The 18,321-nt window shown below is 66.8% G+C and carries 16 protein-coding genes and 1 pseudogene; 13 read left to right on the top strand and 4 right to left on the bottom strand.

Annotated features, from left to right (window positions below):
- Positions 1 to 88 precede the first annotated feature (88 nt).
- Positions 89 to 1,456 (top strand): MATE family efflux transporter, encoded by a 1,368-nt coding sequence (locus ACQP1G_RS12000; protein ID WP_433208433.1) that lies wholly within the window; start codon positions 89 to 91, stop codon positions 1,454 to 1,456.
- Here ACQP1G_RS12000 and ACQP1G_RS12005 read toward each other — a convergent pair.
- Positions 1,391 to 1,849 (bottom strand): annotated as a pseudogene (locus ACQP1G_RS12005) (PPOX class F420-dependent oxidoreductase); the annotation flags it as partial. The gene ACQP1G_RS12000 and the pseudogene ACQP1G_RS12005 sit on opposite strands and share 66 nt — an antisense overlap.
- A gap of 63 nt (positions 1,850 to 1,912) precedes the next feature.
- Entirely contained in the window at positions 1,913 to 2,491 is a 579-nt protein-coding gene (locus tag ACQP1G_RS12010; RefSeq protein WP_433202308.1) for a nucleotide exchange factor GrpE, read from the bottom strand.
- A 104-nt stretch (positions 2,492 to 2,595) separates the two neighbouring features.
- On the opposite strand from ACQP1G_RS12010, the gene ACQP1G_RS12015 reads away from it, so the two are divergent.
- The 7 genes from ACQP1G_RS12015 to truB all read left to right on the top strand — a co-directional run bounded on the left by ACQP1G_RS12015 (position 2,596) and on the right by truB (position 11,052).
- Positions 2,596 to 4,278 carry an Hsp70 family protein gene (locus ACQP1G_RS12015; RefSeq protein ID WP_433202311.1) on the top strand — a complete coding sequence of 561 codons (1,683 nt, stop codon included), beginning with the start codon at positions 2,596 to 2,598 and terminating at the stop codon, positions 4,276 to 4,278.
- A gap of 9 nt (positions 4,279 to 4,287) precedes the next feature.
- Positions 4,288 to 6,393: an Ig-like domain repeat protein gene (locus ACQP1G_RS12020; RefSeq protein WP_433202314.1), complete on the top strand. Its 2,106-nt coding sequence runs from the start codon at positions 4,288 to 4,290 to the stop codon at positions 6,391 to 6,393.
- A 106-nt stretch (positions 6,394 to 6,499) separates the two neighbouring features.
- The gene (locus tag ACQP1G_RS12025) at positions 6,500 to 7,504 is read left to right on the top strand and encodes a permease (RefSeq protein ID WP_433202317.1); all 1,005 of its coding nucleotides are present in this window, start codon (positions 6,500 to 6,502) and stop codon (positions 7,502 to 7,504) included.
- The gene (locus ACQP1G_RS12030) at positions 7,501 to 8,352 is read left to right on the top strand and encodes a TIGR03943 family putative permease subunit (RefSeq protein ID WP_433202320.1); all 852 of its coding nucleotides are present in this window, start codon (positions 7,501 to 7,503) and stop codon (positions 8,350 to 8,352) included. Before ACQP1G_RS12025 ends, ACQP1G_RS12030 begins: the two co-directional genes overlap by 4 nt.
- A gap of 70 nt (positions 8,353 to 8,422) precedes the next feature.
- Positions 8,423 to 9,379 (top strand): metallophosphoesterase family protein, encoded by a 957-nt coding sequence (locus ACQP1G_RS12035; protein WP_433208435.1) that lies wholly within the window; start codon positions 8,423 to 8,425, stop codon positions 9,377 to 9,379.
- 87 nt (positions 9,380 to 9,466) lie between these two features.
- The gene (npt, locus tag ACQP1G_RS12040; protein WP_433202323.1) at positions 9,467 to 10,138 is read left to right on the top strand and encodes a 4'-phosphopantetheinyl transferase Npt; all 672 of its coding nucleotides are present in this window, start codon (positions 9,467 to 9,469) and stop codon (positions 10,136 to 10,138) included.
- Positions 10,138 to 11,052, top strand: coding sequence for a tRNA pseudouridine(55) synthase TruB (gene truB, locus ACQP1G_RS12045; RefSeq protein WP_433202326.1), 915 nt, complete (start codon positions 10,138 to 10,140; stop codon positions 11,050 to 11,052). Before npt ends, truB begins: the two co-directional genes overlap by 1 nt.
- Here the strand turns inward: truB and ACQP1G_RS12050 are convergent.
- Entirely contained in the window at positions 11,024 to 11,626 is a 603-nt protein-coding gene (locus tag ACQP1G_RS12050) for a TetR/AcrR family transcriptional regulator (protein WP_433202329.1), read from the bottom strand. The genes truB and ACQP1G_RS12050 overlap by 29 nt on opposite strands.
- An 85-nt stretch (positions 11,627 to 11,711) precedes the next feature.
- Here ACQP1G_RS12050 and ACQP1G_RS12055 point away from each other — a divergent pair, with 85 nt between their 5' ends.
- Together ACQP1G_RS12055 and ACQP1G_RS12060 are read left to right on the top strand one after the other, a co-directional pair.
- Positions 11,712 to 12,134, top strand: a complete 423-nt coding sequence (locus ACQP1G_RS12055) for a DUF4345 domain-containing protein (RefSeq protein WP_433202331.1) — start codon at positions 11,712 to 11,714, stop codon at positions 12,132 to 12,134.
- Positions 12,135 to 12,320: 186 nt separating this feature from the next.
- Positions 12,321 to 12,743, top strand: a complete 423-nt coding sequence (locus tag ACQP1G_RS12060) for an EF-hand domain-containing protein (protein WP_433202334.1) — start codon at positions 12,321 to 12,323, stop codon at positions 12,741 to 12,743.
- Between the two features lie 26 nt (positions 12,744 to 12,769).
- On the opposite strand, the gene mntR is transcribed toward ACQP1G_RS12060, so the two are convergent.
- Positions 12,770 to 13,552, bottom strand: coding sequence for a manganese-binding transcriptional regulator MntR (mntR, locus tag ACQP1G_RS12065; protein ID WP_433202337.1), 783 nt, complete (start codon positions 13,550 to 13,552; stop codon positions 12,770 to 12,772).
- A gap of 135 nt (positions 13,553 to 13,687) precedes the next feature.
- Here mntR and ACQP1G_RS12070 point away from each other — a divergent pair, with 135 nt between their 5' ends.
- The 3 genes from ACQP1G_RS12070 to ACQP1G_RS12080 all read left to right on the top strand — a co-directional run bounded on the left by ACQP1G_RS12070 (position 13,688) and on the right by ACQP1G_RS12080 (position 18,320).
- Positions 13,688 to 14,659, top strand: a complete 972-nt coding sequence (locus ACQP1G_RS12070; RefSeq protein WP_433202340.1) for a bifunctional riboflavin kinase/FAD synthetase — start codon at positions 13,688 to 13,690, stop codon at positions 14,657 to 14,659.
- Positions 14,660 to 14,788: 129 nt separating this feature from the next.
- Entirely contained in the window at positions 14,789 to 15,058 is a 270-nt protein-coding gene (gene rpsO, locus ACQP1G_RS12075; protein ID WP_433202343.1) for a 30S ribosomal protein S15, read from the top strand.
- A gap of 988 nt (positions 15,059 to 16,046) precedes the next feature.
- A complete protein-coding gene (locus ACQP1G_RS12080; RefSeq protein WP_433202346.1) occupies positions 16,047 to 18,320 on the top strand; it encodes a polyribonucleotide nucleotidyltransferase in 2,274 nt (757 codons plus the stop codon).
- Position 18,321 lies beyond the last annotated feature (1 nt).

Below are 18,321 nucleotides of genomic sequence, written 5' to 3' on the forward strand. Positions count from 1 at the left end.
GTATCGGGAGGGGGCATTGACCCGTGAGATACGAGCGGATTCCTCGCCTGGAGCAACGGAGGATGGTCTCGATTCGACGGCGAATCGGATAAGAGAATCTGCGCACACCTCGGAGGTCAGCGGGGTCGCGCCGGATTCGCTGGGCCCGCGACGGATTCTCGGACTGGCGCTGCCGACTTTGGGCGTGTTGGTCGCCGAACCCATCTATCTGCTGTTCGACTTGGCCGTGGTGGGGCGGCTCGGGGCGTTGGCGTTGGCTGGTCTCGCGGTTGGCGGATTGATTCTGGCGCAGGTCAGTTCCCAGCTGACGTTTCTGTCGTATGGGACCACGGCGCGGGCGGCGCGGCGGCATGGGGCGGGGGACGAGCGCGGTGCGATCGGGGAAGGGGTACAGGCGACCTGGGTCGCCATTCTTGCCGGGACGCTGATTCTTATTGTGGGACAGGCGGTTGCGGTTCCGCTGACGAATGTCATCGCGGGTGGTGGGGATATCGCCGGTGAAGCGTTGGTCTGGGTGCGGATCGCATTGTTCGGGGTGCCGTTGATTTTGATCGCGATGGCGGGCAACGGATGGTTGCGCGGGGTGCAGGAGACGGGTAGGCCGCTGCTGTTCGTTGTTGCGGGACTGCTGGTTTCGGGGGTGCTGTGCCCGGCGCTGGTGCACGGGTTGCTGGGTGCGCCGCGGCTGGAGCTGGCGGGTTCGGCGGTCGCGAACGCCGCGGGCCAAGCCGTGACGGCGGGGCTGTTCCTGAGTGCGCTGGTGCGCGAACGTGTTTCGCTGGCGCCGCACTGGTCGGTGATGCGGGCGCAACTCGTGCTCGGTCGTGACCTGATCGCCCGCAGCCTCGCCTTTCAGGCGAGCTTCGTCTCCGCCGCGGCCGTTGCCGCCCGATTCGGTGCGGCGTCGGTGGCCGGCCATCAACTGGTCCTGCAGCTATGGAATTTCCTGGCCCTTACCCTGGATTCGCTCGCGATCGCCGCGCAGACCCTGGTCGGTGCGGCACTCGGCGCGGGCGACGCATCCGGCGCGCGCGTACTTGCGCGGCGGATCACCAGCTGGTCCGGCGCATTCGCGCTGGTCCTCGCCGCGGTTTTCGCGGCGGGGGCCAGTGTGATCCCCACACTGTTCACCCACGACACCGCGGTCCTGGACCGCACCCACGTCGTTTGGTGGTTCTTCGTCGCCATCATCCCGATCGCAGGCATCGTGTTCGCCCTCGACGGTGTGCTGCTCGGTGCGGGCGATGCCGCCTATCTCCGCAACACCACCCTCGGCGCTGCCCTCCTCGGCTTCCTTCCCGCCATCTGGCTCGCCCTGATCTTCGACTGGGGCATAGCCGGAATCTGGACCGGGTTGGTCGCCTTCATGGTGCTGCGTCTGGTTGCCGTGCTAAAGCGCGCCGAATCCGGCCGCTGGGCCAGCGTAGGCACCGAGATTCCGCGCCGAATCGCCTGACGCGGGTGGCCGAGCATCGGCTCGATGACGACACAGTGGTGCGGCTACGCGGTGCGGTCGCGATGCCGGTCGAGGTCGACCGACCCGCACCATGGCGCTGTCCACCCACAAGGTCTTCGACCTGGCTCGACGGAGTCGTTCACGCAGGCTGACCTCGCGATGAACGTCGACCACACCGGGCACCTCGATGAGCGGGACGGTATTCCACTGCCAGCCGTACCGCTGGTGCAGTGCACGATTCGCGGCTTCAGCGGTCTCGCCATCGAGAATCGTGGCTCGCCCGGTCACGACCGGGGCGCCGTCGGCCACCCGGCCAGGGTAGTCGCACGGGTGCAGTTCGACCCGTGGGCTGGCGGCCAATCGACGAGTCTCGGGACCGGATTCGGTTCGGAAGGTGCACCTGTCCCACCATCGAAACCTGTACCTGCGATATCCACCCGATGGGCGAGGCCTGCCCTAGGCGCCGGACGCCGGAGCCCGGTAGCGGCGGACCACGACACCCGCGGGTCGGACGGATCGACCGGCGACGATAAGGCCGGTCCGGATGACCGAATCCACTGTGCGGTCCAACTCCGGATCATCGGTATTCGTGGTGTCCATGGCTTCCATGGTGAGTGCGTCGAAGGCGTCGCCCGTGTGGGGCGCGACCAGACTGCCGCCCCGGCCGATGATGAGTCGTTCGATGCGGGTGGTGATGGCCGCGAAAGCCGTACGCTCGCGGACCGATTCGGCCGTCGTCGCGCAGGCCGCCGCGTCGCCGTGCAGGGCGAAGAGTTCGACGATGAGGGGGAGGTCGGCACCGGCGCGGTCCCGTTCGGCACGCGCCTTGGCCTGGTCGGTGAGACGTTCGATGGTCGCGGCTTGGCGAGCGATCACGCGGCCCAGATCTTCGATTCGTTCACCGAGATGCGTTTGGGACTCGACCAAGTGCGCGAAGGTGTGTCGCGCCGAGTCGCCGGGCACCGGGGTTGGTTCGGCCGAGAGTGCTACGGGCTGCGCGGAAGCGTCGGTCCGGTGGGCCGCTGGTTCGGTCATGATCGCACCATAACCCGAGATCAGGCCTATTGGATTGGGCGTCAGCCGGATTCGCGGATCGACGGATGGTCGGGTGTCGGATTCGGCTGCTACCATCGCGTTCCATGGGGGTCTACGGGATCGACCTGGGCACGACGAACTCGGCAATCGCGCGGATCGACGCCGACGGTCGGCCCGAAGTGATGATCGGTTTGAACGGCGAGGCAACTGTGCCGTCGGTTGTCCTGTTCGCTTCCGCATTCGACCATCTGGTAGGGGAGGGTGCGCGGCGGCAGGCCCGCCTCGATCCGGAGCATGTGTGTGCGCTGGTGAAGCGGCGGATGGGCGATACCGAGTGGCGTTTTGTCGCACACGGGCAGACTTGGTCCGCGCCCGCGGTTTCGGCGCTGATCTTGAAAAGCCTTGCCTCCGATGCGGAATTCAGTGGCGGCGAGCCGGTGAAGCGCGTGGTCATCACGGTTCCCGCCTATTTCGGTGACGAGGAGCGGCGCGCGACCATCCAGGTGGGCACCTATGCGGGCTTCGATGTCGCCGGTGTGTTGTCCGAGCCGATCGCCGCTGCGCTCTCGTATGGCTTCGGCAGGCTCGATGGCAGTGTGCAGGTCGGCAAAGAGGGGCAGCGCGAGACGGTACTCGTCTACGACTTGGGCGGCGGTACGTTCGACGCCACCGTCATCGAACTCGCCGACCGTCGCATTTCGGTGCTCGCGGTCGAGGGTGATCACCAACTCGGCGGCGCAGACTGGGACGAGCGCATCGCGCTGTATCTGTCACAGAAGTTCTGCGAAGCGAATCCGGATGCCGAAGACCCACTGGATGATTCGGCGGGCTCGCAGATGTTGGTGCTCGCCGCCGAGCGCGCCAAACGCGAGTTGACCGACGCCGACCGCACCGATGTGGTGATCGCGCACGACGGCGCCCGAGCCGTGATCGCATTGACGCGTGATGAAGTCGACGCGATGACGTTCTCACTGATGCGCCGCACCATCGATCTCACCCGCGACTGCCTGGCCGCGGCGAGCAAGCGCGGCGTCGCATCCGTCGACCGATTGCTGCTGGTCGGCGGCTCGTCGCGGATGCCGATGGTGGAGCGCGAACTACGCAGGGAACTCGGCCTCGGTGGCGAACTGCGCGATCCCGATCTTTCGGTGGCGCGTGGCGCGGCGCTCTACGGTGAGAAACTCGAGGTGGAACGCCTGATCATGGCGGACCTCACCACGCGCGGCCGACTGCGCGACGGCGCGGATATCCACGATGCCGCACCCCTCGATCTGGACCAGTCGATCGCGCGAGTCGCCGCATCCTTCGGCCAACCGGTCGGATCGGTGCGCCGGATGCTCGAAATCCAGGTCGATACCGTCGTTTCGCGCGGCTTCGGTGTACTCGCGCTCGACTATCAATACGGGCTGGCGGCGACCTGGCTGGTCCAGCGCAACTCGACCCTGCCGGTGAAAGTACGCCGTTCGTTCGGCACCGTGCGCGCGGATCAGGATGAGATCGCGCTGACCATTGTCGAACAGCAGGGCCAAGCGGCATCGCTGCGGCCCGAGGATACGAAGGTGCTGGTGGAGGGGCGCATTCGCGGCATCCCCGCGGGCTATCCCGAGGGCAGCGAGGTGCGGGTGACCTTCGAGATGGGCTTCGACGGCGTCCTGAAGGTCACCTGTCATCACGTCGACGCCGATATGCCGCTGACCCTGACCGCGCAGACCGGCGCGACTCTGTCGCAAGCGGATGTGGCGCGTGAACTGGATCAGGTCCAGCGCACGCGCCGTCGCGACAGCTGAGCCGCGGCCATGCAGGCGTTCAACCCGAACGACTACCGCAAGCGGGTGCTTGCCGATGTCGAGCGCCGCGGCGGAATCGAGGAGTCGGATCCGTTCGAGCTCTATGACATTCCGCTGGAGGAGGCGGAGTCGCTGAGCGATGCCGAGGTCGCCGCGCGGGTCGAGGAGGTCTGGGGCTTCTGGCAGCGACAGCGTGACCATCCGAAGTACCGGGTGCTCGTCGGGCTGCTGGTCGACGCACATGCAACGCTGTCGCGGTTGCTACTGGATTCGGCGGTGCGTCGCGCCGAGACCGTGCGGGTCAGAGAGGTACGCGCGCGGCGAGACGCGGATCGCTACGAGATGCTGGACGCGGCGATATCACGATTGGTGCAGCGGCACGGCGGGGTACCGGCCGGGAAGATTCCCGGACTGGAGGAGATCGGCGCGATGGGCGGACTCAGCGCCGCCGAGGTCGCGACCAGGCTGCGCAGGCATCGGGTCATCGAAGACACACCGGTGCCAGCCGGCGCGCTCACCGACCAACGCAGACAACAGATTCGGCAGTTGCTCAGTGAATGGGAGCGGCTGATCGACGGTGACCCGACGCCGACGCTGTTCGCGCTGCTGCGGGTCGATCCATCGAAAGCCGGTCAGTCCCAGGAGATTCGGCTGCGCGCCGAGGCGTTGCGCGCGCGGTCACGTGAGCTGCCGCCGGGGCGGGTCCGAGTGGTGTTGGACGAGTTGCTCATTCATATCCACGATGTGCTCGAATCGGGCGAGGCGACGCTGCACGAGTATCTTCGCGCGGTGGCCGAGGATGTCGCCAGGGAACTGCGGCCGAAGGTCAGGGCGGCGGTGCTGGTCGAGGATGAACTCGTCGGCGATGACTTCCATTATCTACTCGACGAGGCGATGCGGTTGGGACTGGATCGGGCCGACGCGACCCGGGTGCTCACCGAGATCGCCACGGAACTCGGTGCGCGAGTGGATAATTCGCCGCACTCCGCGCCGACACCACGGGGACCCGCGCAGTCGCCGATACCACCGGCTCCCAGGCTCTGGGAAGTACCGTTGAAGGCGGCTCGGGCCGCGCTGCGCGGCGGTCGTCCACGGGAGGCCGCGCGCCATGTCGACGAGGCGCGCAGACTCGTCGGCTCCGATGGGGCGGGCCTTACCCCGATTCGTTCGGTATCCGATGAGGTGGACCGGGTATTGACCGAGGCGGAAGGTTATTGGCGCAGTGCGACGACCGCTTGTGCGGGTAAGCGGTATGCCGAGGCGCTCCCGCACCTGGAGCAGTTGCGGCGCACCGCCTCCGATCTGCTGCCGTCGAACGAGGTGCCGAGTATCGACCAGTTGCTCGCCGAAGCCGGGCAGGCCATCGCCGAAGCGGACCGGTTGGTCGCCGCGGCGCAAGCCGGACCGGCCGACACCAGGGTGCGTGAGCTGCTCGCGGCGGTGGCGGTGTGTGCCGATCATGCCGGTGCGGCGGCCGCGCTCGCGGAAACGCCGGTCGAGCCCCCGCAGCGGGTCGACGCCACCCGGCTGGCGAATGGCTCGGTACTCGTCGCGTGGTCGCCGTCGTCGACCAACAATGTCACCTACCGGGTGACCAGGATGCAGCCGGACGGTTCGTGGCGGGTCGTCGGGCGCACCCATGCGACCGAACTCGAGGACGGTGGTGCGCCCGCCGTCGGGCAGCCGGTGTATGCGGTGGCCGCGGCCGTCGCTGGCAGATACTCCGAAATCACCCGATCCGATACCGGCCGGACCGCGGAACCGCGCGGCGGACAAGAACACTCGCCGCAGGACGACCCCGCACCGAGTGGCATCCCCGCCGTCAGCGGGCTCGCCGAACAGGCGGGTCTGCTGATCTTTACCTGGCCCGTCGGCGTCACCGAGGTCATGGCCGTCGCGCGTCCCGACCAACCGCCGACCACGCCGGACGATCCCCAGGCCCGCTCCTGGAAGGTCACGAATATGCGCTACGAAATCGACGGCGGCATCCGAATCCCGCCCGACATCGCGCGACCCTGCCATATCGCCATCGCATCCTGCCGCCGCGAACCGAACGGGAAACTCACGGTAGCGGCGGGTTTCGCGGCGACCGCGAGAATCCGCTGGTTCGGGTAGCCGAGAATCACGAACCACCTGTTGCGCCGCGCGATTCACCAGCGGCGCAACGCGCAGCGACCGCCGACAAACGGGATTTGCCGACCGCACCAGGCAGGATGGGGACGTGCTCGCACAGAACACGATGAAGTCGGTACGGACACGGGTGTCCTCGACGTATGTGCTCGCCGCGCTGATCGTCCTCGGACTGGTCCTACAGGCACCGCTGGTGCGCGCGGTAGGGGCGTCGCCACGACTGCAAACCGCGGTGACGATCTTCGCGGGTGTCTTCGTGCAGGCGGTGCCGTTTCTCGCGCTCGGGGTGTTGGTGAGCGCAGGCATCGCGGCCTTCGTCTCACCCGCTGTGCTGCGAAAGGTATTGCCGCGCAATGAGCCAGCGGCGATCGGTGTGGCCGGACTGGCCGGGATGGCGCTGCCCGGGTGTGAGTGCGGCGTCGTGCCGGTGGCGCGGCGGCTGACCGATCAGGGCGCACCGGGCTCGGTCGCATTGGCGTTCATGCTCTCCGCACCCGCGATCAACCCGGTCGTGTTGATCGCGACGGCGGTCGCGTTTCCGGGCGAGCCCGGGATGGTTGGCGCGCGGTTCACCGGTTCGCTGGCAACCTCGGTGGTGATGGGGTTGATCTGGTCGAGGATCGGGCGTCCGGCTCGGCTGCTGCCGCGCGCTACCGGACGCGACCATTGTGCGCCGGGGCGAACCCGCTGGGAGGTTTTCACCGAGGCTGCGCGTCATGATCTGTTGCAGGCCAGCGCATTTCTCGTACTCGGTGCGGCGGCCGCCGCGGCGCTGCACGTGCTGGTCCCGCCCGCCTGGTACGAGCGGTTGGCCGGGCAGATGGTGATCGCGATCTTGGTCATGGCGGTGCTGGCGATTGTGCTGGCTCTGTGTTCGGAGGCCGATGCGTTCGTCGCGGCGAGCATGTCGACTCTGCCCCTGCTGCCGCGGCTGGTCTTCCTGGTGGTCGGTCCCGCGGTCGATGTGAAGCTGTTCGCCATGCAGGCGGGCAGTTTCGGACGCCGATTCGCCCTGCGCTTCGCGCCATTGACCTTCGTGGTCGCCGTGGCCTGTGGCACCGTCGCCGGATACATCTTCCTGGGAGGTGCTCGATGAAGCGGGAAACACAGAATCTGCTCTTGCTGCTCATCGGCGGCGCGGTGCTGTGGATCACGCTGGACGGCAGCTACCTGCGTTATGTGAAACCGAGCCTGTACCCGTTCCTGCTGGTCAGCGGCATCGGTTTCGTACTGCTCGCGGTGCTGGCGATCGTGCGAGATATCCGGCGCGACAGAGCATCTGACGAGCAGGACAATGGCTTCGGTGGCGATGTGCTCGGGCATGGCGACCTGCGCGGCCGCAGCGATGTGCTCGGCCGCGACCGAGCACACGGTGACCACGATCACGACCATGAGCACGGCTCCGGCCGCGCGCCATGGTTGTTGCTCGCACCGGTCGCCGCGCTCCTGCTCATCGCGCCACCCGCACTGGGCGCGGGTGCGGCGGTGACCAGTTCTGCGGTCCAGGTTGTCCCGCGCGATGTGCCTGCGGCACAACCGAAATCGTGGGCGTTCCCGCCGCTGCCGTCGGAGCCCGCACCGACCCTTCCGATCGTGGATCTGGTGAACCGGGCGCTGCAGGACTCCAGCCATTCCCTGGACGGTCGTGAGGTCACCATCAGAGGTTTCGTCATCCGGCCCAAGGACCTCGAACAACAGCATCCGGATGCCCCCGATGCCGATCTCGCGCGGGTGGTCATCACCTGCTGTGTTGCCGACGCCAGATATGTGCTCGTGCACCTGGCCGGGATGCGGGAGGTGATCGAGGATGATGCGTGGCTCGAGGTGCGCGGCGTTGTCGAAACCGGCAGTGCTCAGCGGGATCCGGATCGGACACCTACCTTGGTGGTCAGCGACTATCAGCGGATAGCGGCTCCGGATCGGCCCTACGAACGCGGCCGGTAGCGGATCGGCATTGTCGATGATCATCGAGCCGAACGGCGGTAGCCCGCGCGGATGTGCCAATGTAGGTGTGGTGATACCCAAGTTGATGGCGGTGAGCGACATTCATGTCGGGCACCAGGGGAATCGGCCGGTTGTCGAGCAGATTCGGGCGGATTCGCCCGAGGACTGGCTCATTGTGGCCGGGGACGTCGGGGAGAAGTCCGACGATATTCGCTGGGCGCTGGAGTTGCTGCGCGGCCGCTTCGCCAAGGTGATCTGGGTACCGGGCAACCACGAGTTGTGGACCACGGCGAAGGATCCGGTGCAGATGCACGGCGTCGCGCGCTACGACTACCTGGTGTCGATCTGCCGCGACCTCGACGTGATCACACCGGAGGATCCGTTCCCGGTGTGGACGGGCGCGGGTTCGGAGCCCTACGGCGGGCAGGTGACGCTGGTCCCGATGTTCCTGCTGTACGACTACTCGTTCCTGCCCAAGGGCACCAAGACCAAGGCCGAGGGACTCGCCGTGGCGCGCGAGCGCAATGTGGTGGCCACCGACGAATTCCTGCTCTCGCCGGACCCGTATCTGACCCGTGACGCCTGGTGCCATGCCCGGGTGCAGGTGACCAAGCGGAAGCTGGACGCGCTGGCGCCCGAGACTCCGATCGTGCTGATCAACCACTTCCCGCTGATCCGCCAGCCCACCGACGTGCTGTGGTACCCGGAGTTCGCGCTCTGGTGTGGCACCGACCTCACCGCCGACTGGCACACCAGCTACAACGTGGTCTGCTCGGTCTACGGCCACCTGCACATCCCCCGCACCTCCTACTACGACGGTGTGCGCTTCGAAGAGGTGTCGCTCGGCTACCCGCGTGAATGGCAGAAGCGCGGACTGCCGGACCGCCTGCTGCGCCAGATCCTCCCGACGCCGGAGTACCCGCCCGGCTCGCTGAACAAGTGGGGCGGCCACTTTCAGATCACCCCCGAGATGGAGGCCGCGGCCGCCGAGATGCGAGAAAAGGCTCAGCGCCGTCGCGGTATGTGAGCCCGACGGCGTCGCGGTCGTCGGTCGAGGTGCGCCGCACCTCCCGAGGCGATTGTCGGCGGAGCCGCTCGACTAGGCTCGTCGGTGATGATCGAGAAAATTCTTCCCGCGGGTGTCGCCTCGGCGGAACTGTTGGCATACCCGGAGGATTTGCAGCCGCATCCGGCGGAGGCGCATCTCATCGAGAAGTCGGTGGAAAAGCGTCGCCGCGACTTCATCGGTGCGCGGCACTGTGCCCGGCTGGCACTGCAGGAGCTGGGTGAACCCGCGGTCGCGATCGGCAAGGGCGAGCGGGGTGCGCCGGTATGGCCGCGCGGGATCGTCGGCAGCCTGACCCACTGTGACGGCTACCAGGCGGCGGCGGTGGGGCATAAGCTGCGGTTCCGCTCGATCGGTATCGATGCCGAACCGCACGGCACCCTGCCCGAGGGCGTGCTGGATTCGGTCAGCCTGCCGCCCGAGCGGGACTGGTTGACCACCGTCGACGGCTCCGGTCTGCACCTGGACCGACTGCTCTTCTGCGCGAAGGAAGCCACCTACAAGGCATGGTGGCCGTTGACCGCGCGCTGGCTCGGCTTCGAGGACGCCCACATCACCTTCACCATCGCTGAGAGCTCCGACAGTGCTGGCTCCGGTACGTTCCACAGCCGGATCCTGGTACCCGGCCAGGTCAATGACGGTGGCGCGCCACTGATCTCATTCGACGGCCGCTGGATGATCGGTGACGGGCTCATCCTGACCGCGATCGTGCACAGCTGATGGCCGACGCACGGATCGACGCCCTCGGCGGTCTGCTGATCGTCGACAAGGACGGCGGCTGGACCAGCCACGACGTCGTCGCGAAATGCCGGAAGCTATTGCGCACCAAGAAGGTCGGGCATGCCGGGACGCTTGATCCGATGGCCACCGGTGTACTGGTGCTCGGCGTCGAGCGCGCCACCAAACTGCTCGGCTTGCTCACGCTGACCACCAAGGCCTATACCGCGACCATCCGGCTCGGACAGGCCACCAGCACCGACGATGCCGAGGGCGAGGTGCTCTCGACCATGTCGGCGACCCATCTCGCCGATGTCGAAATCGCCACGCACACTGCGAAATTGACCGGTGATATCGAGCAGGTACCGGCCACGGTGAGCGCCATCAAGGTGGACGGCGAACGCGCGTACGCCCGCCACCGGGCCGGTGAGGAGGTACGGCTCGCGGCTCGACCTGTCACTGTTTCGCGTTTCGATATCCTTGCCCGCCAAGATATTTCGGAGTTCGTCGATCTCGAGGTGGTCGTCGAATGTTCGTCCGGCACCTACGTCCGTGCGCTCGCGCGCGATCTCGGTGCCGCACTGGGCGTCGGCGGGCATCTGACCGCGCTGCGCCGCACCAGGGTCGGGCCGTTCACCCTCGAACACGCCAGGACCCTCGACGAATTGGCCGTGGCGGCCGAATCCGATGACTCGCTCTTGAGCCTGGATATCGACGACGCCATCCGAACCGCGTTCCCGCGCCGCGATATCGACGATAAGCAGGCCGACGATCTCCGCAACGGCCGGTGGCTCGAACCCGCCGGCATCTCCGGCGTCTACGCCGCCATCGATCCTTCTGGGCGCGCGATCGCGCTCCTGCAGGAGAGCGGTAGGCGTGCGGCCTCGGTCATGGTCGTGCGTCCTTCGAATCTGTAGCCGCGCCAAGCGGTTCCAATGCACCGAGCAGTGCGCCGACGCAGATGTCGCGGAGTTCGGTGCGGGTGCAGGTGCGATTTTCCAGCCAGTCGACCGTCAGGACCCGGACAAAGGTCAGCCAGCCCATCAGGATCGATGAAGTGAGCTCGCGGATGTGTCCTTCGACGCCGAGCACGTCGAGCAGGCGCATGCGCAGTTCGCCGAGTTCGCCCGAGATGATCGCCTGGATGGTCGGATCGCCCGCGAGCACGCGATTGGCAGCGACGACGGTGTTGGCATTGGCCTCGAAATAGTCGAAGTGTGCGTCGAGCCCCGCCGCGAGCTGCTCCGGTAGCGGTGTTTGGGCGTCGAGTTTCGTGGTGACCAGCAGCTGATCCGCGGCTAGTTGGTAGACGCCGGCGAAGAGGTCGCGTTTTGTCGGGAAGTGGCGGTACAGCAGGGCGCGCGAGACCCCGGCCGCCGCCGCGACATCCTCCATCAGTACCGCGTCGTAGGCGCGTTCGGCGAACAGTTTCGCGCCCGCGTCCAGGAGGAGGCGGCGGCGTTCGTCGGGGGCGAGACGGCGGCGGGTCACCCTTGGCACCTTAGTTGACGTCTGTCTACTAAGCGTCGTAGGGTCTGTGTTAGTAGACAAACGTCTACTAGTGAAGGGAGGAATCATGACCGCGGCACTCAAATGGCTGTCCATGGCGATGGGGGTCGCCATCGTGGGTATCGGCATCTTCCATATGGCCGCCGGTATCGACGGCATCCCCGATATGGGTTCCTCCGGCGTCACCGCCGACAGTCAAACTCGCTTCTTCGGCGGCATTTTCGTCGGCTACGGCCTCGCCTGGATCCGGGTCGCCCGCCAAGTCCCGATTTCGGCGCTGGCAGTGCGCTGGCTCGCCGGAATCTTCCTATTGAGCGGTGTTGCCCGCTTGATCTCGGTCGCCGTTTACGGCTGGCCGCACTGGTTCCAAATCGTGCTGACCGCAATCGAATTCGCGCTTCCGCCGATCTTCTTCTGGCTCGCGGGCGCCGATGAAAAGCGCGAAAAGCGCGTCGCGCTCGGCGCCGAGCGCATCCCCGCCGTGGGCTGAGTCGGGACGCGTCCCGGACAGCTGTCGCCTATCGAACGACCACCTCGCACAGGGCGTTTCCGATGCGTCAGCTCGATCGTCGGCTGGAGTCGTTCGCTGGCACGGCAATCCGTACAGTGGGCCGTGGCCGTTCGCAGTGTTGTGATGCGGCGGCCGCGGTAGACAGCGCGAAGAAGGCAGTGGGGCATGAGCGAACAACCCGTCGACACATTCGAACTCTGGGACCGCGACGGCGACGGTCTGGTGTCGGTCGAGGACATCACCACCGGAATCCGTTCGCTCGGACTGGAAGTCGATGACGACGCCGTGGCACGCATGGTCGCCGCCGCCGATACCAATGGCGATTTCCTGGTCTCCCGAGCCGAATTCGACGCCGCACTGGTCGGCGGCCGCATCGAGGTCACCGACGCCGACGCGGCCTTCAAGGTCTTCGATATCAACGGCGACGGCAAGATCTCGGTCGACGAACTCGAATCCCTGATCCGCCACGTCGGCGCGGGCCTGATCGATGAGCCCGCCGAATCACTGCTGGCGGCGGCGGACACCGACGCGGACGGCTACCTGTCGCCGTCCGAATTCCGCGCGCTACTGGATATCCTGTCCCGCTGACTGTTCCTCGTCACCTGCCGACCCGTTCAGTCCCGAGTGCTGAGCCAGATGGCCTCGGCCGCGGGACTGCCGAGGTCGATGGTCCGGTCCGCGATGCGAATCGCGATGGTGCCCGCGAAGTCTCGGCGTTCCACCACCACGATCGGGGTATCCAGCGCGATGCCGACGGAGTCGAAGTAGCGCAACATATCCGGATCAGCATCGGAAATCCGTGCGACATGGCCGGATTCGCCCGCGCGGAAGTCGCTGAGCTGCCGGGCCGGTGGGGTGGGCACCGCGCCATCGGCCGACGGAATGGGATCGCCGTGCGGATCCCGGTCCGGATAGCCGAGTTTCGCGTCGATGCGCGCCATCAGCAGTTCGGAGACCGCGTGTTCGAGCACCTCGGCCTCATCGTGCACCTCGTCCCAGCCGTAGCCGAGTTCGTTGACGAGGAACGTTTCGATCAGCCGATGCCGACGCACCATGGCGACGGCGGCGCGACGGCCGTGCTCGGTCAGGGTGATGGACCCGTACCGGGCGTGTTCGACGAGACCTTGATCGGCCAGCTTGCGGACCGCCTCGGAGACGGTGGAGGCCGAGACGCCGATCCGTTCGGCGAGCAGTTTCGTCGATACCTTTTCCTGCGACCACTCCTGAGCGGTCCAGATCACTTTCAGATAGTCCTGGGCGACCGAAGTGAGCTCCGGCGCAATCGTCGCGGTGCTGCCGTGGGGGCCTATGGTCTCGGTCGGCTGCGCTGCGGTGTCGGCCAGCTCGCGTCGGGTTGCGATGTCTCGTTTACCGGGCACATGTTCGAGCTTATGCATATGACCGTCGATTCACACATCACGCCACCCGAGTGCACCCGGCGATTTACCGGGCGTACACGAGCGGCGCCGACGCGAGTGCGAATCGGCACCTCCGAATACTGTTCGCCACCGGTTTTGCGTAGGCTGCGCACTGTGCAGAGATGGCGAAGTCTCGACGACGTACCCGCGGACTGGGGGCGGTGCGTGCTCACGATCGGCGTATTCGACGGTGTGCATCGCGGCCACGCGCAGCTGATCAGCAGGGCGGTGAAGTCCGCTGCCGCGCGGGGTGTTCCGGCAGTGTTGATGACCTTCGACCCGCACCCGATGGAAGTGGTGCGCCCCGGCTCGCATCCGGCGCAGCTGACCACCCTGACCCGGCGCGCGGAATTGGCCGAGGAACTCGGTGTCGACGTGTTCTGCGTAATGCCGTTCACCCAAGAATTCATGAAGCTGCCCCCGGCGCGTTATGTGCACGATCTGCTGGTCGAGCGACTGCATGTGGCCGAGGTCGTGGTCGGTGACAATTTCACCTTCGGCAAGAAGGCCGCGGGCACCATCGAGACCATGCGCGAACTGGGTGAGCGTTTCGGCTTCGAGGTCGATGGCGTGAAGCTGCTCGGCGAGCATGCGGTCACCTTCTCCTCCACCTACATCCGCGCCTGCGTCGACGCGGGCGATATGGCCGCGGCCGCCGAGGCGCTCGGTCGTCCGCATCGCGTCGAGGGGGTGGTCGTGCACGGTGACGGTCGCGGCCGCGAACTCGGTTTCCCGACCGCGAATATCGCCCCGCCGATGTACGCCGCCATCCCCGCCGACGGGGTGTACGCGGGCTGGTTCACCGTGCTCGGTCCCGGCCCGACCATCGGCACCGTGGTTGCGGGGGAGCGGGCCATGGCCGCGATCTCGATCGGCACCAATCCCACCTTCTCCGGGCGGGCCCGCACGGTCGAGGCCTACGTCCTCGATGGCGAAGCCGATCTCTACGGCCAGCACGTCGCGGTGGATTTCGTCGAACACCTACGCGGGATGCGCAAGTTCGACTCCATCGACGAACTCCTCGCGGCCATGTCCCGCGATGTGGACAACGCCCGCAAGGTCCTCACCGCCGCCGCCGACTCCTGACCCGCGGATTCGGTGTGCGCGCGAGTGTCCGGTAAGGTGGATCCTCGGGTTTGCTGCGGTCCGCGGCGGCACCCGGCCGGTTGACCGGAATCCTCGAGCGCGGAACTGAGAAATAGGAGTGGATGCCCCATGGCGCTGACCACCGAGCAGAAGTCGACGATTCTCGCCGAGTACGGCCTGCACGAGAAGGACACCGGTTCCCCGGAGGCGCAGATCGCGCTGCTGTCCAAGCGGATCGCCGACATCACCGAGCACCTGAAGAAGCACAAGCACGACCACCACACCCGCCACGGCCTGATGGCGCTGATCGGTCGTCGCAAGCGGCTGTCGAAGTACCTCGCGGACACCGACATCCACCGCTACCGTTCGCTGATCGAGCGCCTCGGCCTGCGGCGGTAGCTGTATCTAATTGCCGCGCCTTCGGCGCGGCGGGTTCGCGGCCCCCTTTTGTCTCGCGTCCGAGCCGTCGAGACTCGCGCCTTCGGCGCATGCGCTTCGACGACTCGGACGCGAGACGGGCCGCGAACGGGTCGCTCGTAAGACTCGCTCCGTTGGGGTCGCCGAGGTGCGGATCGTCAGTGCCCGGCGTGTACCGGTCTAGCCGTCGCGACTCGGGACCTCGTCGCATGCGCTTCGACGGTTCGGACGCGAGAGGGGCCGCGAACGGGTCGCTCGTAAGACTCGCTCCGTTGGGGTCGCCGAGGTGCGGATGGTCAGTACCCGGCGTGTACCGGTCTAGCCGTCGCGACTCGGGACCTCGTCGCATGCGCTTCGACGGTTCGGACGCGAGAGGGGCCGCGAACGTCGCTCGTAAGACTCGCTCCGTGGCAGTCACCGAGGTGCGGATCGTCAGTACCTGACGTGTACCGGTCTAGCCGTCGCGACTCGGGACCTCGGCGCATGCGCTTCGACGGCTCGGACGCGAGACGGGCCGCGAACTCCTCGCTCGTAAGACTCGCTGCGTGATGGCTGGGTTGGGTCGGATGTGCCCAACACGCTGCTTGCCCGAGGCGGTCGATCACGTGACCAACGGGGAGACGTACAATCTCCCCGTTGGCTATTTGTGTGTAAGGGGTAATTGCCGCAGCGACAACTTGTATGTTGCTCGAAACGGCACCATCCCGTTTTGCACGACAACATTGCACAGCCGTATGCACCCGCCCGCGTGGCGTCGGTCTTCGGTAGTGGCCTCCCGACAGGTGCGATGCCGTCGGCGGGCTTCGATCGATGACCGCCTCCGCGTCGCCGTTTCCAAGGGGATTCGGCCGGGTGTGCGCGTCGCAGCCAGGAGGGTTGCCGCGCGTCCGTATCCGGTACGGCTGACGACAGCTGGATCGCGCCCCGATGGCGCTCGATCCAGCGAAGACGAGAGGTTGAGAGCAGAAAAATGTCCGAAACAATGACATCGTCGGCCATCGAGGTCGAACCCGGTGTGTTCGAATCCGTCGCGCTGATCGATAACGGCACCTACGGAACCCGCACCGTCCGCTTCGAGACCGGCCGCCTGGCTCGTCAGGCCGCCGGATCGGTCGTCGCCTACCTGGACGACGAGACCATGCTGCTGTCCGCGACCACCGCGGGCAAGCACCCCAAAGACCAGTTCGACTTCTTCCCGCTGACGGTCGATGTCGAAGAGCGCATGTACGCTGCGGGCCGCATTCCGGGTTCGTTCTTCCGTCGTGAGGGCCGCCCCTCCACCGACGCGATCCTGACCTGCCGCCTGATCGACCGTCCGCTGCGTCCGTCGTTCGTCGACGGCCTGCGCAACGAGATCCAGGTTGTGGTCACCGTGCTGAGCCTGGATCCGAACGATCTGTACGACGTCGTGGCCATCAACGCCGCGTCCGCATCCACCCAGATCGCGGGCCTGCCCTTCTCCGGTCCGGTCGGCGGCGTGCGCGTCGCGCTGATCGACGGCCAGTGGGTCGCGTTCCCGACCGTCGAGCAGCTCGAGGGCGCGGTCTTCGACATGGTCGTCGCGGGCCGGGTCGTCGAATCCGGCGACGTGGCCATCATGATGGTCGAGGCCGAGGCCACCGACAAGGTCATCGCCCTGGTCGCCGACGGTGCGCAGGCGCCGACCGAGGCCGTGGTCGCGCAGGGCCTCGAGGCCGCCAAGCCGTTCATCGCCCGCCTGTGCAAGGCGCAGCAGGATCTGGCCGCGCTGGCGTCCAAGCCGACCGAGGAGTTCCCGCTCTTCCCGCCGTACGAGGCCGATGTCTACGAGGCCGTTGAGGGCACCGCCAAGCGCGAGCTGGGCGAGGCGCTGTCGATCGCCGATAAGCAGGAGCGCGAAGCGAAGATCGATGAGATCAAGCTGGATGTGCTGACCCGCCTGGCCGATGACTTCACCGGTCGCGAGAAGGAGCTGGGCGCCGCGTTCCGCTCGGTCACCAAGAAGCTGGTGCGCCAGCGCATTCTGTCCGATGGCTTCCGCATCGACGGTCGCGGTCTGGCCGATATCCGTGCCCTGTCCGCCGAGGTCGCCGTGATCCCGCGCGCCCACGGCTCGGCGTTGTTCGAGCGTGGCGAGACCCAGATCATGGGCGTCACCACCCTCGACATGGTGAAGATGGCCCAGCAGGTCGACTCGCTCGGCCCGGAGACCTCCAAGCGCTACATGCACCACTACAACTTCCCGCCGTTCTCCACCGGTGAGACCGGTCGCGTCGGTTCGCCGAAGCGTCGCGAGATCGGCCACGGCGCGCTGGCTGAGCGGGCCCTCATCCCGGTGCTGCCGAGCCAGGAAGAGTTCCCCTACGCCATCCGTCAGGTCTCGGAAGCGTTGAGCTCCAACGGTTCCACCTCGATGGGTTCGGTCTGTGCCTCGACCCTGTCGCTGCTGAACGCCGGTGTGCCGCTGAAGGCGCCGGTCGCTGGTATCGCCATGGGCCTGGTGTCGGACACCATCACCAACGACAAGGGTGAGGAAGAGGTCCGCTACGTCGCGCTGACCGACATCCTCGGCGCCGAGGATGCCTTCGGCGATATGGACTTCAAGGTCGCGGGCACCCCGGACTTCGTCACCGCGCTGCAGTTGGACACCAAGCTGGACGGCATCCCCTCGCAGGTGCTGGCCGGTGCGCTGAGCCAGGCGCACGATGCCCGCACCACCATCCTGGAGGTCATGGCCGAGGCCATCACCACCCCGGACGAGATGAGCCCGTACGCACCGCGCGTCACCGCGATCAAGATCCCGGTCGACAAGATCGGTGAGGTCATCGGCCCGAAGGGCAAGGTGATCAACCAGATCACCGAGGAGACCGGCGCCAATATCTCGATCGAAGATGACGGCACTGTCTACGTCGGTGCGACCAACGGCCCCGCGGCGCAGGCGGCGATCGACCAGATCAACGCCATCGCGAACCCGCAGCTGCCCAAGGTCGGCGAGCGCTTCCTGGGCACGGTCGTCAAGACCACCGCCTTCGGCGCGTTCGTCTCGCTGCTGCCCGGCCGTGACGGCCTGGTGCACATCTCCAAGCTGGGCAACGGCAAGCGCGTTGCCAAGGTCGAGGACGTGGTGAACGTCGGCGACAAGCTGCGCGTGGAAATCGCCGATATCGACAACCGCGGCAAGATTTCGCTGGTTCCGGTCGACGAGAACGCCGATGAGCCCGCAGCGGACAACGCCGTTGATGCGGGCCCGGCGGAGACCGAGTAGT

Source organism: Nocardia sp. CA-107356 (assembly GCF_050946365.1).
GTDB lineage: Bacteria > Actinomycetota > Actinomycetes > Mycobacteriales > Mycobacteriaceae > Nocardia.

Bases quoted from the DNA above. Each gene is read 5' to 3' on its own strand.
- ACQP1G_RS12010 (WP_433202308.1), bottom strand. From the start codon at position 2,491: ATGACCGAACCAGCGGCCCACCGGACCGACGCTTCCGCGCAGCCCGTA.
- ACQP1G_RS12015 (WP_433202311.1), top strand. From the start codon at position 2,596: ATGGGGGTCTACGGGATCGACCTGGGCACGACGAACTCGGCAATCGCG.
- ACQP1G_RS12020 (WP_433202314.1), top strand. From the start codon at position 4,288: ATGCAGGCGTTCAACCCGAACGACTACCGCAAGCGGGTGCTTGCCGAT.
- ACQP1G_RS12030 (WP_433202320.1), top strand. From the start codon at position 7,501: ATGAAGCGGGAAACACAGAATCTGCTCTTGCTGCTCATCGGCGGCGCG.
- npt (WP_433202323.1), top strand. From the start codon at position 9,467: ATGATCGAGAAAATTCTTCCCGCGGGTGTCGCCTCGGCGGAACTGTTG.
- truB (WP_433202326.1), top strand. From the start codon at position 10,138: ATGGCCGACGCACGGATCGACGCCCTCGGCGGTCTGCTGATCGTCGAC.
- ACQP1G_RS12055 (WP_433202331.1), top strand. From the start codon at position 11,712: ATGACCGCGGCACTCAAATGGCTGTCCATGGCGATGGGGGTCGCCATC.
- ACQP1G_RS12060 (WP_433202334.1), top strand. From the start codon at position 12,321: ATGAGCGAACAACCCGTCGACACATTCGAACTCTGGGACCGCGACGGC.
- mntR (WP_433202337.1), bottom strand. From the start codon at position 13,552: ATGCATAAGCTCGAACATGTGCCCGGTAAACGAGACATCGCAACCCGA.
- rpsO (WP_433202343.1), top strand. From the start codon at position 14,789: ATGGCGCTGACCACCGAGCAGAAGTCGACGATTCTCGCCGAGTACGGC.
- ACQP1G_RS12080 (WP_433202346.1), top strand. From the start codon at position 16,047: ATGTCCGAAACAATGACATCGTCGGCCATCGAGGTCGAACCCGGTGTG.